The sequence below is a fragment of the Pseudarthrobacter sp. 10T415 genome, assembly GCF_056394175.1.
This window is the reverse complement of sequence record NZ_JBFTHJ010000003.1, coordinates 49,148-61,839: the sequence shown is the minus strand read 5'-3', so window position 1 is coordinate 61,839 and position 12,692 is coordinate 49,148. Positions and strand designations below refer to the sequence as shown.

General features: G+C 66.9%; 11 protein-coding genes. 4 read left to right on the top strand and 7 right to left on the bottom strand.

The genetic code is table 11. The annotated features are described in order from the left end of the window. Positions 1-25 precede the first annotated feature (25 nt). The gene (locus AC1DBN_RS05925; protein WP_091722901.1) at positions 26-1,060 is read left to right on the top strand and encodes a LacI family DNA-binding transcriptional regulator; all 1,035 of its coding nucleotides are present in this window, start codon (positions 26-28) and stop codon (positions 1,058-1,060) included. Positions 1,061-1,066: 6 nt separating this feature from the next. Here the strand turns inward: AC1DBN_RS05925 and AC1DBN_RS05920 are convergent, their stop codons facing one another. Continuing rightward, positions 1,067-1,759 carry a FadR/GntR family transcriptional regulator gene (locus AC1DBN_RS05920; protein WP_091722903.1) on the bottom strand — a complete coding sequence of 231 codons (693 nt, stop codon included), beginning with the start codon at positions 1,757-1,759 and terminating at the stop codon, positions 1,067-1,069. 67 nt (positions 1,760-1,826) lie between these two features. Between AC1DBN_RS05920 and AC1DBN_RS05915 the strand changes: the two genes are divergently transcribed. Further along, positions 1,827-3,188: an alpha-hydroxy acid oxidase gene (locus AC1DBN_RS05915; RefSeq protein WP_091722906.1), complete on the top strand. Its 1,362-nt coding sequence runs from the start codon at positions 1,827-1,829 to the stop codon at positions 3,186-3,188. 3 nt (positions 3,189-3,191) lie between these two features. Here the strand turns inward: AC1DBN_RS05915 and AC1DBN_RS05910 are convergent, their stop codons facing one another. After that, positions 3,192-3,893 carry an ArsR/SmtB family transcription factor gene (locus AC1DBN_RS05910; protein WP_091722908.1) on the bottom strand — a complete coding sequence of 234 codons (702 nt, stop codon included), beginning with the start codon at positions 3,891-3,893 and terminating at the stop codon, positions 3,192-3,194. 77 nt (positions 3,894-3,970) lie between these two features. Beyond that, positions 3,971-5,182, bottom strand: coding sequence for an acetoin utilization protein AcuC (locus AC1DBN_RS05905; RefSeq protein WP_091722911.1), 1,212 nt, complete (start codon positions 5,180-5,182; stop codon positions 3,971-3,973). A 104-nt stretch (positions 5,183-5,286) separates the two neighbouring features. Here AC1DBN_RS05905 and AC1DBN_RS05900 point away from each other — a divergent pair, with 104 nt between their 5' ends. Further along, entirely contained in the window at positions 5,287-6,720 is a 1,434-nt protein-coding gene (locus AC1DBN_RS05900) for a TrkH family potassium uptake protein (RefSeq protein ID WP_091722913.1), read from the top strand. A 40-nt stretch (positions 6,721-6,760) separates the two neighbouring features. Continuing rightward, complete coding sequence (locus AC1DBN_RS05895; protein WP_171059109.1) at positions 6,761-7,399, top strand: potassium channel family protein; 639 nt, start codon at positions 6,761-6,763, stop codon at positions 7,397-7,399. Here AC1DBN_RS05895 and proC read toward each other — a convergent pair. The 4 genes from proC to topA all read right to left on the bottom strand — a co-directional run bounded on the left by proC (position 7,396) and on the right by topA (position 12,650). Further along, a complete protein-coding gene (gene proC, locus AC1DBN_RS05890) occupies positions 7,396-8,229 on the bottom strand; it encodes a pyrroline-5-carboxylate reductase (RefSeq protein WP_091722916.1) in 834 nt (277 codons plus the stop codon). The two genes, AC1DBN_RS05895 and proC, sit on opposite strands and share 4 nt — an antisense overlap. 213 nt (positions 8,230-8,442) lie before the next feature. Beyond that, the gene (locus AC1DBN_RS05885) at positions 8,443-9,432 is read right to left on the bottom strand and encodes a Ppx/GppA phosphatase family protein (protein WP_091722918.1); all 990 of its coding nucleotides are present in this window, start codon (positions 9,430-9,432) and stop codon (positions 8,443-8,445) included. Between the two features lie 7 nt (positions 9,433-9,439). Next, positions 9,440-9,859, bottom strand: coding sequence for an SseB family protein (locus AC1DBN_RS05880; protein ID WP_091722920.1), 420 nt, complete (start codon positions 9,857-9,859; stop codon positions 9,440-9,442). 52 nt (positions 9,860-9,911) lie between these two features. Further along, positions 9,912-12,650: a type I DNA topoisomerase gene (gene topA, locus AC1DBN_RS05875; RefSeq protein WP_091722922.1), complete on the bottom strand. Its 2,739-nt coding sequence runs from the start codon at positions 12,648-12,650 to the stop codon at positions 9,912-9,914. Positions 12,651-12,692 lie beyond the last annotated feature (42 nt).

Below are 12,692 nucleotides of genomic sequence, written 5' to 3'. Positions count from 1 at the left end.
TCCGTGGCGCTAGGAAAGGTTCCCTATGGTCAGGAAATCGGCAACCGGCCGAATCGGCATCGCAGATGTCGCCGTGAAGGCGGGCGTCTCGCACGCCACGGTTTCCCGCGTCATGAACGGCAACTACACGGTGGACCCGGAGATCGCCTCCCGCGTCCGCGCGGCGGCGGCCGAGTTGAAGTACCAGCCCAACCCCGTCGGGCGCAGCCTGGCGCTGGGCAAGACGGACACCATCGGGATTGTGGTGCCGGACCTGGCCAACCCCACTTTCCAGGCGATCCTGCGCGGGCTGAGCCGCGCCGCTGCCCAGGATGGTTACCGCGTTTTGATCGCCGACTCCTTCGAGGTCTCCAGTGAGGAGGCCATCCTCGCCGGTGAGGCACGCCGCCGCTGCGACGGCCTCGTCCTGTGCGCACCCCGCATGACGGATGCCGAGCTGGAAGAAATCGCGCCGTCCCTGCACCCGCTCGTGCTGATCAACCGCACCACCGCCACCACTGGCGTGCCCAGCCTGGTGGTGGACTACGGGCAGGGCGTCCAGGACCTCGCCGAACACCTGGTGGAGCTGGGCCACACCAGGCTGGCGTTCCTGGCAGGGCCGCCGCGGAGTGCCTCCAACGGCATGCGCCTGCAGGGCCTGGAAACGTTCAAGACGGCCCACCCCCACGTGGATGTCACCATGCTTGAAGGCGGCTCGGACTTCGATACCGGCCACGAGGCCGTGGACGCGGTCCTGGAATCAGGCGCCACAGGCATTCTGGCCTTCAACGACCTCGTGGCCATGGGGCTCATGAGCGGCCTGCATGAACGCGGGATCAACGTCCCGGGCGACATGTCCGTCACCGGCTTTGATGACATTCCTTTTGCCAAGTACACGACGCCGGCCCTCACCACCGCGGCTGTGCCCATCACCGAGCTGGGCGAGCAAGCCTGGCGCCAGCTCCGGGCCCTCATCCGCAAAGAGGAGAACGACGCCCCGGGCAGCAGGTACCAGCCGCGGCTTGAGGTGCGTTCCAGCAGCGGCCCCGCCAGGGCAGCGCGGACTGCTGTCCACGGCTGAGCGGGGTCAGCGGCCCGGGGCCAGCCCGGCTTCCTGGTAGAAACCCTCGATGTGGGCAGCAACCAGCAGTGCCGCGGTCCCGCCGTCGCCCGCCCTGATGGCGGCAAGGATGTCCCGGTGCTCCGTGCGCAGCCGGCATGACGTGGCTTCCCAGTCCGGCAGGTTGGCGGTGAGATCAGCCGCGTAACCCTGGATCGATTCCCGCAGCGAACCCATCATGGCGCTGACCACCGCATTTCCCGCGGCATCGGCAAGCGCCAGATGGAACCGCACGTCGAGGGCCAGGAAGTCGTTGGCGGGGAGGCTTTCCGCCGCCATGGCCTCCAGCAGCGCCGCAGCCTCATCCAGCACCGGCGCGTCCGGGAGCGCTTTGGCAGCTGCCCAGGACTCCAGCAGCACGCGGGTCTCCACGATGTCCGCCACCGGCAGGTGCCGGGTTGCCACATGCAGCCGCAGCGCGGAGCCGAGGGCCGCGGCGGGGTCCGAAATCACCACCGTGCCTGCCTCCGGCCCCGATCCCACGCCGGCCCGCACCACCCCCATGGCTTCCAGGACCCGGATGGCTTCACGCACCGACGTCCGCGAGACCTTCAGCAGCTCGGCGAGGCTGCGCTCGGCCGGCAGCCTGCCGCCCACGGCCAGCCTGCCGGCTGAGAGTTCGTTCTCGATCCAGTGCAGGACCAACTGGTGGGTGCGCATGGATGAATAGTACTTGATGTGGTTGGACCACAGAGTCTAGAGTGTGGTTAGACCACAGGAGGACGACATGACCCACACCATCCAACCCAACAATCCGGACGCCACCCCCGGCCCGGAGGCCACGGACATTCCCGCAGCCCAGGCACCTGCCGGGGCTCCGCCGTCGTCCGCCCCTGCCGGTTCCGCCGCCGCTGCCCTGCCTGCGGCGCTGCGCCGCCGTGTCCCCAAGTACTCGGACCTGGCACCGCTCATGCAGTTCAAGAAGCCGGACTTCAGCAGGGACGCCCGGCTCAAGCGGGCCAGCACCATCTGGGAACTCCGGGACATCGCCAAGCGCCGCACCCCGCAGGCGCCCTTCGACTACACCGACGGCGCAGCCGAAGGGGAAATCACCCTCCGCCGCGCGCGCCAGGCTTTCCTGGACATCGAATTCCGGCCGGGCATCCTCCGGAACGTGTCCGCCATCGACCTCAGCACGGACATCCTGGGCAAGCCCTCCCGCCTCCCGGTGGGCATCGCGCCCACCGGCTTCACGCGGATGATGCAGTCCGAGGGTGAGTACGCCGGTTCCCAGGCGGCCGAGGCTGCGGGCATCCCCTACACGCTGTCCACCATGGGCACGGCCTCCATCGAGGACGTGGCCGCTGCAGCGCCGAACGGCCGCAACTGGTTCCAGCTCTACCTGTGGACGGACCGGGACCGGTCGCTGGAACTCATCGAACGCGCTGCGAAGGCCGGCAATGACACCCTCATGGTCACCGTGGACACCGCCGTGGCCGGCGCCCGCCTGCGGGACGTCCGCAACGGCATGACCATCCCGCCGGCGCTGACCCTCAAGACCGTCCTGGATGCCTCGTACCGGCCCGCCTGGTGGTTCAACTTCCTCACGCACGAGCCGCTGACCTTCGCCTCACTCTCCCGCTACACCGGCACCGTGGCAGACCTCATCAACTCCATGTTCGACCCCACGCTCACGTTCGAGGACCTCGACTGGCTCAGGGAAACCTGGAAGGGCAAGTTGGTGGTCAAGGGCATCCAGACGGTGGAGGACGCCCGCCGCGTGGTGGACCACGGCGCCGACGGAGTGGTCCTGTCCAACCACGGCGGCCGGCAACTGGACCGGGCACCCATCCCCTTCCACCTGCTCCCAGAAGTCCGGCAGGCCTTCACCGCGGACAACACTGACGCGGCCATCATGCTGGACACGGGAATCATGAGCGGCGCGGACATTGTGGCGGCGCTGGCACTGGGCGCCGACTTCACGCTGATCGGCCGGGCCTACCTCTACGGTCTGATGGCTGGCGGCCGCACTGGCGTGGACCGCACCCTGCAGATCCTGGAAAAGGACATGGCCCGCACCATGGCGCTGCTCGGCGTGAGCCGGATCGCCGACCTGACGCCGGAGCACGTCCGGCTGCTGGGGAGGTAGGCCCTACTTCTTGCGCCCGAACTTCGGCAGGTTGGGGAGGTTGGCCAGCAGGTCGGCGGCCCGGGTGGCGGCACGCCCCACCGACCTGCCGATCTGCTGCGGAACGCTGTCATCGCTGAGCGGCGCCGAAGTGCCGCCCGGAATGACGACGGCGGGACTCAATTCTGCGCCGTCCCGCACCAGGACGTCAGCGGACACAGCGCCGGCGGGGACCGCTTCGGGCATCCGCTCGCCGACGCTGGCTCGTTCGGTGGCAGCGGATTCGGCGTCGGCGGTTTCGGCGTCGGCGGATTCGGCCGGAGCAGATTTAGCCGGGGCAGATTGAGCGGCGGCAGGTTCCGGGGCAGCAGTGGCCGCGGCCGGCTTCTGTGCGGCGGATCCGGCGGGCATCGTGCTGGCTGTAGCTTCGGTCGCGGCGGCGGCTTCAGGCACCGTGGCGGGAGCGCCGACGTCGAACATCCCCAGCCAGCTGGCCACGCCCTCAAGGGGCTTCCGGTTCAGCGCGTAGTAGCGTTTTTGGCCCTGCGCGCGCATGCTCACCAGCTGCGCCTCGCGGAGGACTTTCAGGTGCTTGGAAATGGTGGGCTGGCTTGCTGCCAGTTCCTCCACCAGTTCGCCCACGGCTTTGTCCCCGTTGCACAGCGAAACCAGGATGTCCCGCCGGGTTGATTCCGCAATGACGGCAAATACGTCGTCTGTCACCATGACTCCCACCCTAACGACATATACGCCGAAAGGCATCAACTATTTCGGGGTCTGGAGGGAATGGGACGGAGGCCACGTCAGTCGAACCAGGGGTCCAGTCCATGCAGCGGAAAAACGGCCTTGCGGGTGGCCATCACCGTGCGGTCCACGGCGTCGTTGGGGTCGAACCCGACCTCCCAGGAGCGCCACCACAACTCGACGTCGTCGCCCATCAGCTCCGGCGCGGTGGCACCGTATTTGGCTTCGACATAGTCGCGCCAGTCCTGCGGCACCGGGGTGCGGAGGGGCACCGGACGGCCCGCCGCGATGGCCACGAGGTGGCTCCAGGCGCGGGGCACCACGTCCACCACGTTGTATCCGCCGCCGCCGGTGGCGATCCACCGTCCGCCACAGAATTGCGCAGCGAGGTTAGCGACGGCGGACGCGGCCTCACGCTGGCCGTCCACGCTGAGGTTGAGGTGGGTCAGCGGATCCGTCCGGTGCGAATCGCAGCCGTGCTGGCTCACAATCACCTCCGGTGCAAAGGCGGCCACCACCTGGGGAACCACCGCATAAAACGCCCGCAGCCAGCCGGCATCCCCGGTTCCCGAGGGCAGGGCCACGTTTACTGCCGTCCCCTCGGCCTCCGGGCCGCCGATCTCGTTGGCGAAGCCTGTACCGGGGAAGAGGGTCATTCCCGATTCGTGCAGCGAGAGTGTCAGCACCCGGGGATCGTTCCAGAAGATGCTTTCCGTTCCATCGCCGTGGTGGGCATCGACGTCGATGTACGCCACCTTGCGGACGCCGCCGTCGAGCAGCTTCTGCACGGCCAGTGCGGCGTCGTTGTAGATGCAGAAGCCGCTGGCCCTTTCCCGGGCGGCGTGGTGCATGCCTCCACCGAAGTTGACGGCGTGCACGGCCGAGCCGTCCAGGATCCGGGAGGCCGCCAGCAGCGAGCCGCCGGCCAGCCGGGCGGCGGCCTCATGCATGCCGGCAAACGCGGGGTCGTCCTCGGTGCCCAGGCCCCTCGATTCATCGGGGGTGGACGGATCGGCGCTGACCTTCCGCACCGCTGCCACGTAGTCCGCCGAGTGGACTGCTTCGAGTTCACTGTCCGTTGCCACGCCCGGCGCTTCCACCGCCACATGGTCCAGGTGGAACAGGCCCAGGCTTTCCGCCAGGCGCGCTGTGAGCTCCATCCGCGCGGGCGCCATGGGGTGCCCGTGGCCAAAGTTGTACGCCGTCATGTCAGCGCCCCATGCCACCATCGTTGGCGGCGCGGGCTGGCGGAGGCCGGGCAGGTATGTCATCAATCACAGGCTACCTGAGCACAGCACCCTGCCGGCCCGGCCATGACGCGGCCTTTAGTGGTTTACTACTGGGGGAAGCAGATTCGACCGAGGAAAAGCCACACATGACGCAAAGCCAGTCGAGGCCCCGGACCCCGGCCAGCTGGCACCCCCCAGCGCAGGAGCGGGAGGGCCTCTGGATCTTTACCCGGTTGCGCGACTTCATCGACGACATCGCCAACACCTCCCCCGCCCGGCTCGCCCTCAGCGCATTCGCCGGGGTGTGCCTGGTGTTCACCTTCCTGCTGTCCCTTCCGGTGTCCTCTGCCTCCGGCACAGCCACGCCGCTGCACCAAGCCCTGTTCACGGCCGTTTCGGCGGTCTGTGTCACCGGGCTGACGGTGGTGTCCACTGCGGTCCACTGGTCCTTCTTCGGACAGCTGGTGATCCTGGTGGGCATCTTCATCGGTGGTTTGGGCACCCTCACCCTGGCCTCGCTCCTGGCGCTCATGGTCAGCAAGCGGCTCGGCGTGCGCGGCAAGATTATCGCCGCCGAGTCCATGAACAACGCAGGGCGCCTGGGCGAGGTCGGCACCCTGCTCCGGATCGTCATCACCACGTCGGTGGTCATCGAAGGCATTCTGGCCCTGACCCTGATCCCCCGCTTCCTCACCCTCGGCGAGGGCTTCTGGCAGTCCGTCTGGCACGGCATCTTCTACGCCATTTCAGCGTTCAACAACGCCGGCTTCACGCCGCACTCGGACGGCATCGTGCCCTACGAGACAGACTTGTGGATCCTGATTCCCCTCATGGTGGGAGTCTTCCTGGGCAGCCTCGGCTTTCCGGTGGTGATGGTCCTGCAGCAGAACGGGCTGAACTGGAAGAAATGGAACCTGCACACCAAGCTCACCATCCAGGTCTCCTTCATCCTCCTGGCCGCCGGAGCGTTCCTCTGGGCGCTGATGGAGTGGGACAACGCCCGCACCATCGGGCCCATGGGGCTCGGTGACAAACTGACCCATTCCCTCTTTGCCTCCGTCATGACCCGATCCGGCGGCTTCAACCTGGTGGACCAGAACCACATGGAATCAACCACCAAGCTGCTCACGGACGCACTGATGTTCGCCGGCGGCGGCTCGGCATCGACGGCGGGCGGCATCAAGGTGACCACCATTGCCGTCATGTTCCTGGCCATCATTGCCGAGGCGCGCGGCGACGCGGACGTGAAGGTGTACGGCCGGACCATTCCGCAGGGCACCATGCGGGTGGCCATTTCCGTGATCGTTGCCGGTGCCACACTGGTTTCCGTCTCCGCCTTCCTGCTTCTGCAGATCAGCGGCGCGTCCCTGGACCGGGTACTGTTTGAGACGATTTCGGCCTTCGCCACCGTTGGCCTGAGCACCGGGCTCAGCGCCGAGGTGGCGCCCGAAGGTGTCTACGTCCTCACCGCGCTCATGTTCGCAGGCCGCGTGGGCACCGTGACCCTCGCCGCTGCCCTGGCCCTGCGCCAGCGCAGCCAGCTGTACCACTACCCCGAAGAGAGGCCCATCATTGGCTAGTTCGTCAGAAGCTTCCCGGCGCCCCGCCCACAACGCGCCGGTGCTGGTTATCGGGCTGGGCCGCTTCGGCTCGTCCACGGCCGAGCAACTGGTCAAGCAGGGCCGCGAGGTCCTGGCGATCGAGCGGGACCGGAGCCTGGTGCAGAAGTGGGCTCCGCTGCTGACCCATGTGGTGGAGGCGGACGCCACCAACATCGACGCCCTGCGCCAGCTCGGTGCGCAGGAATTCAGCTCGGCAGTGGTGGGCGTGGGCACCTCAATCGAGTCCTCGGTGCTGATCACGGTGAACCTGGTGGACCTTGGCATCGAGCACCTGTGGGTGAAGGCCATTACGCCGTCCCACGGCAAGATCCTGACCCGGATTGGCGCCAACCACGTGATTTATCCGGAAGCGGACGCCGGCGTCCGGGCGGCGCACCTGGTGTCCGGCCGCATGCTGGACTTCATTGAATTCGATGACGACTTCGCCATCGTCAAGATGTACCCGCCACGCGAAACGGTAGGCTTCACGCTGGATGAATCGAAGGTCCGCTCGAAGTACGGCGTGACAATCGTCGGTGTGAAGTCCCCGGGCGAGGACTTCACCTACGCCCGCCCGGAGACCAAGGTTTCCTCCCGCGACATGCTGATCGTCTCAGGCCACGTGGACCTGCTGGAGCGGTTCGCGGCCCGCCCTTAGCCGAGCTGCTTGGTGATTTCCGCTGCCCGGTCCGCTGCTGCCCGCGCGCCGGCCGCGATGATGGACGGAATGCCCTGTTCATCGAAGGTGGCAATGGCGCGTTCGGTGGTGCCGTTGGGGCTGGTTACTGACTTGCGGAGCGCCGACGGATCCGCGCCGGGCTCTGCCAGCATAAAGCCGGCGCCCGCCACGGTCTCCCGTGCCAGCAGCACTGCGAGATCGCGGTCCAGGCCCAGCTCTTCCCCTGCCGAGGCCATGGCCTCAGCCAGGTAGAAGGCGTAGGCGGGGCCGGAGCCGCTGATGGCCGAGAGCGCGTCCACCTGTTCCTCGGGCACTTCGACGACGGTCCCCGCACCTTGGAAGAGGTCCTTCACCTGCTGGAGCTGGCCGGGTGTGCAGTTGGTGCCGGGCGAGACGGAGATGACGCCGCGGCCCAGTTTCGCCGGGGTGTTGGGCATGGTCCGGATAACGGGCTGCCCCGCCGGGAGGGCGGCTTCAAGCTGGGCGATGGAGACGGCTGCGGCAACGCTGACTACGATCGTGTCCGGGGTGAGCGCGGGGCTGATCTCCCGGGCAAGGTCCGCAATGCCCACCGGCTTGACGCCAAGGATCGCGACGGCGGACCCTTTCGCGGCCTGCCGGTTGTTGTCCGGTTCCTCCTCGCCGGCGATCGCGGTGATGCCGTGGTACCGCTCGGCCAGTTCAGCGGCACGCTCGGCCCGGCGGACTGTTGCCACGATGTCTGCCGGGTTGGTGCCGGCTTCCACCAGGCCGCCGAGGATGGCTTCGTTCATGGACCCACAGCCAAGGAATGCGATTCGGTTGCTCATGGCTCCATCATTGCAGGCTGCCCCCATTCACAGGCAACTCCCATGTTCAGTGCAGGGAGCGCACAACTTGCGGTCCTAATGTAGTTATTACCTCATTGAGGGTGCGAGTGATGCGGCAGGCATGGGGATGCCTGCCAGGGCACCGGCGGTGGCAACAGGTTTTCCCCCATTTTCCTGTTGCCACTGCCGGTGCTTCCGCTTTTAAGTGGTCCTTTAGAAAGTGGGCTGCACGGCCGGCGGCGCCGCAATGTGGGGCGCAGGCTCCAGTGGCCCGGCGAACACCAGCTGGTCCAGCCGGCGCAGGATGAGGCCCTCACGCAGGGCCCACGGGCAGATCCGGAGCTTCTTGAACTTGAACAGCTCCAGGGCGGCCTCCGCCACCAGCGCACCGGCCAGGAGCTGGTGGGCCCGAGCCTCGGAGACGCCGGGCAGGTGCAGCCGGTCCTCGGCCTTCATGGCGGAAATGCGCTGCGCCCAGACGCCGAGGTCCGTGGCGTTCAGTTCCCGTTTGACGTAGGGGCCGGCTGCGCTGGGCGCTGCACCGGCGATGCGGGCCAGTGAGCGGAAGGTCTTGGACGTTCCGGCCACCAGGTTGGCCCTGCCCAGGCCATCGAACTCGCGGACCGCAGGCTTCAGCGTTGACCGGATGTACCGCCGCAGTTCCTTGACGCTCCTGGCCGAGGGCGGGTCCTCAGCCAGCCAGTCCCGGGTGAGCCTGCTGGCGCCCAGCGGTACCGAGGTTGCGACTTCGGGGAGCTCGTCCTGGCCGAAGGCCATTTCGAACGAGCCGCCGCCGATGTCCAGGTTCAGGATGGGGCCGGCGCCCCAGCCGTGCCAGCGCCTGACGGCAAAGAACGTCATGGAGGCCTCTTCGCTGCCGGTCAGTTCCTGGAGCGTCACAGTGGTTTCGTGCTTGACGCGCGCCAGGACCTCGGGGCCGTTGGTGGCCTCGCGGATGGCCGAGGTACAGAAGGCCAGGAGGTCCTCGGCCTTATGGCGGGCGGCGAACTCCCAGGCTTCCAGGACAAACTCGGTGAGCTCGTGCTGGCCCTCGTCGCTGATGCTGCCGTCCGGTTCCAGATACTGCACCAGGGACAGCGGCCGTTTGTGCGAGGCGAACGGCAACGGCCGCGCCCCGGGGTGGGCATCCACCAGGAGGAGGTGGACAGTGTTTGACCCGATATCGAGGACGCCTAGCCGCATGGTGACATTATTGCTCGTCAGCGCGCTTGAAGTCGCGTTTGATGTTCGCCACGCCTTCCGGGTTGATCTCAAATCCGTAGGCTGCGCCGGGGTTGATCACCAGGCCCAGTTCCTCGCCGATGTTGGCGATGATGGCCGCGCCCTGGGTTCCCAGCACGTTGGGCGCTGCATCCAGGTACTGCTGGTCCACCCGGGTGGGGTGCGAGAAGACGGCCAGGACGGGGGCGCCCTCGGAATTGCCCAGGACCAGGGGCTCCACCTGTGAGTCCTCGCCCTCGATGCCGTCGGAGCTGATGATGTAGACCTCGCTGTTGAGGAACGACAGGATGACGTCCACTGGGTTCGCGTCGGGATCGTTGCCCGTGGCGAGCTTCTCCTCGAGGTCGTTGAGCGGCGTGGGATCGGCGATTCCGGTCTGTTCAGTCATTCCCCTAGCCGATCACGATACGGTGGCCGGCGCAAACGCGCCGGCCCCGCTGCTACTTCTTGGCCGTTGCCTTCTTCTTGGCCGGCGCCTTGCGGGTGGCGGTCCGCTTGACCGGGCCCTTGGCGCGTTTCTCGGCGAGCAGCTCCACCGCCTGTTCGCGGGTGAGCTCCTCCAGCGAGGTGGCCCGCGGAACCGTGATGTTGGTGATGCCATCGGTGATGTACGGGCCGAACCGCCCTTCCTTCACCACGATGTTCTTTTCCGACACCGGGTCCGGACCGAACTCGGCCAGCGGCGGCACCGCGGCACGGGCACCGCGCTGCTTGGGCTGCGAGTAGATCTCCAGCGCCTGTTCGAGCGTGATGGTGAAGATTTCCTCTTCGGTCCCGATGGAGCGGGAGTCCGTTCCCTTCTTCAGGTACGGGCCGAACCGTCCGTTCTGGACGGTGATGAGGTTTCCTTCGGAGTCCTCCCCCAGTGCCCGGGGCAGGCTCATGAGCTGCAGCGCCTCGTCCAGGGTGACGGACTCAACCGTCATCGACTTGAACAGCGACCCGGTGCGCGGCTTGGCCTTGACCGGCTTCTTGGGCGGCTTGGGCTTGCCGTTCTTGTAGTACTCCACCGGCTGGGCAGCGATCTGTTCCTCGGTCATCTCGGGAATGACCTCGGTGACGTAGGCGCCGTAACGGCCATTCTTGGCGACGACGGTGTGCCCGGTGTGCGGATCAGCGCCCAAAACGCGTTCCTCCGGCGCCGCCGTCTCCATCAGTTCCACGGCCTTGGCGGCGGTGAGCTCGTCCGGGGCCAGGTCCTCCGGGACGTTGGCACGCGGGGACTCGACGATCTCGCCGGTTTTGGGATCAACCGTGGCCGCAGAGCTTTCCAGGTAGGGTCCGAACTTGCCCACCCGCAGCGTTATTTCGTCCGTGATGGGGATGGAGTTGATCTCGCGGGCATCGATCTCACCGAGGTTGTTCACGATGCTCAGCAGGCCGGGGTCCGAGTCTTCACCGAAGTAGAAGTGCCGCAGCCACGAGGTTCCGGCGGCCTGGCCGTTGGCGATCTTGTCCAGGTCGCCTTCCATGTCCGCCGTGAACTCATAGTCCACGTAATCCGAGAAGTGCTGCTCGAGCAGGCGGATCACGGAGAACGCGATCCAGCTGGGCACCAGCGCGGAGCCCTGCTTCCGGACGTAGCCGCGGTCCTGGATGGTGGAGATGGTAGAGGCGTAGGTGGAAGGGCGGCCGATGCCCTTCTTTTCCAGCTCCGCCGTCAGGGACGCTTCGGTGTAACGCGGGGGCGGCGAGGTTTCGTGGCCCACTGCCACGATGTCCGAGGCCTTCAGCGTGTCGCCCTTGGCCACGTTGGGCAGGCGGCGGGCTTCGTCGGAGTCGTCGTCGCCGCGGCTTTCGTCCTTGCCTTCCTCGTAGGCGGCCAGGAAGCCGGGGAACGTGATGACGGTGCCGGAGGCGCTGAACTCGGCATCGCGGCCGGCAGCGTCGCCGCTGACAGCCACGGCACCCAGGCGGATGGTCGCCGTCGAACCCTTGGCGTCCGCCATCTGCGAGGCGACGGTGCGCTTCCAGATCAGCTCGTAGAGGCGGAACTCGTCGCCGCGGAGCTGGGAGGCAACCTGGGCGGGGGTCCGGAAGGAGTCACCGGCGGGGCGGACGGCCTCGTGGGCTTCCTGCGCGTTGGCTGCCTTGTTGGTGTAAACCCGGGGCGAACCGGGAATGTATTCGGGACCGTAAAGCTCGGAGGCCTGGCGGCGGGCTGCCGTCAAGGCTTCGTCGCTCAGCGCCGAGGAGTCGGTACGCATATAGGTGATGTAGCCGTTTTCATACAGACGCTGGGCGATCTGCATGGTGCTCTTGGAGGAGAAGCGCAGCTTGCGCCCGGCCTCCTGCTGCAGCGTGGAGGTGGTGAACGGCGCGGCGGGGCGGCGGGTGTACGGCTTCGTTTCAACGGACCGGACCGTGAAGGGGGCGTCCTGCAGCCCGGCGGCCAGGGACGCGGCCAGCTCCTCGTTCAGGTGCGCCACGTTCTTGGACGTGAGGACGCCGTCGTCGTTGAAATCGCGGCCGGAGGCAACCTTGGCGCCGTCCACGGAGGCCAGCTTCGCTTTGAAGGAGCCAGAATCCGCGCCGAACTGTCCGGTCAGGTCCCAGTAGGAAGCGGACTTGAAGGCCATGCGTTCGCGTTCGCGGTCCACCACCATGCGGGTGACCACGGACTGCACCCGGCCGGCGGAGAGGCCGCGGGCCACCTTGCGCCACAGCACGGGGGAAATTTCGTAGCCGTAGAGGCGGTCCAGGATGCGGCGGGTTTCCTGGGCGTCCACCAGGTCCTGGTCCACGTCGCGCAGGTTGCCCATGGCACGCTGGATGGCTTCCTTGGTGATTTCGCCAAAGGTCATCCGGTACACGGGGACCTTGGGCTTGAGCACTTCCAGCAGGTGCCACGCGATGGCTTCGCCTTCGCGGTCCCCATCGGTTGCGAGGTAAAGTTCGTCGGCGTCCTTGAGCGCAGCCTTGAGCTCAGTCACCTTTTTCTTCTTGTCCGGCGACACCACGTAGTAGGGCTTGAAGTCGTGGTCGATGTCGACGGCGAACTTGCCTACCGAGGTTTTCTTGAGTTCGGCGGGGAGCTCCGACGGCTGCGGCAGGTCGCGGATGTGACCGATGGAGGCCTCAACAATGAAGCCCTCGCCGAGGTACTTGGCGATGGTCTTGCTCTTGGCTGGAGACTCCACAATCACGAGTTTCTTGCCGGTTTTGGCCTTGCTTGGCACGGTGCTCCTACAGAAAAAGGTTGCTGGGGCAGATGAGCCCAT

What these genes read in the sequence shown, in the direction of transcription:
- AC1DBN_RS05925 (WP_091722901.1), top strand. Translation starts at nt 26, where the DNA reads ATGGTCAGGAAATCGGCAACCGGCCGAATCGGCATCGCAGATGTCGCC.
- AC1DBN_RS05920 (WP_091722903.1), bottom strand. Translation starts at nt 1,759, where the DNA reads ATGCGCACCCACCAGTTGGTCCTGCACTGGATCGAGAACGAACTCTCA.
- AC1DBN_RS05915 (WP_091722906.1), top strand. Translation starts at nt 1,827, where the DNA reads ATGACCCACACCATCCAACCCAACAATCCGGACGCCACCCCCGGCCCG.
- AC1DBN_RS05910 (WP_091722908.1), bottom strand. Translation starts at nt 3,893, where the DNA reads ATGGTGACAGACGACGTATTTGCCGTCATTGCGGAATCAACCCGGCGG.
- AC1DBN_RS05905 (WP_091722911.1), bottom strand. Translation starts at nt 5,182, where the DNA reads ATGACATACCTGCCCGGCCTCCGCCAGCCCGCGCCGCCAACGATGGTG.
- AC1DBN_RS05900 (WP_091722913.1), top strand. Translation starts at nt 5,287, where the DNA reads ATGACGCAAAGCCAGTCGAGGCCCCGGACCCCGGCCAGCTGGCACCCC.
- proC (WP_091722916.1), bottom strand. Translation starts at nt 8,229, where the DNA reads ATGAGCAACCGAATCGCATTCCTTGGCTGTGGGTCCATGAACGAAGCC.
- AC1DBN_RS05885 (WP_091722918.1), bottom strand. Translation starts at nt 9,432, where the DNA reads ATGCGGCTAGGCGTCCTCGATATCGGGTCAAACACTGTCCACCTCCTC.
- AC1DBN_RS05880 (WP_091722920.1), bottom strand. Translation starts at nt 9,859, where the DNA reads ATGACTGAACAGACCGGAATCGCCGATCCCACGCCGCTCAACGACCTC.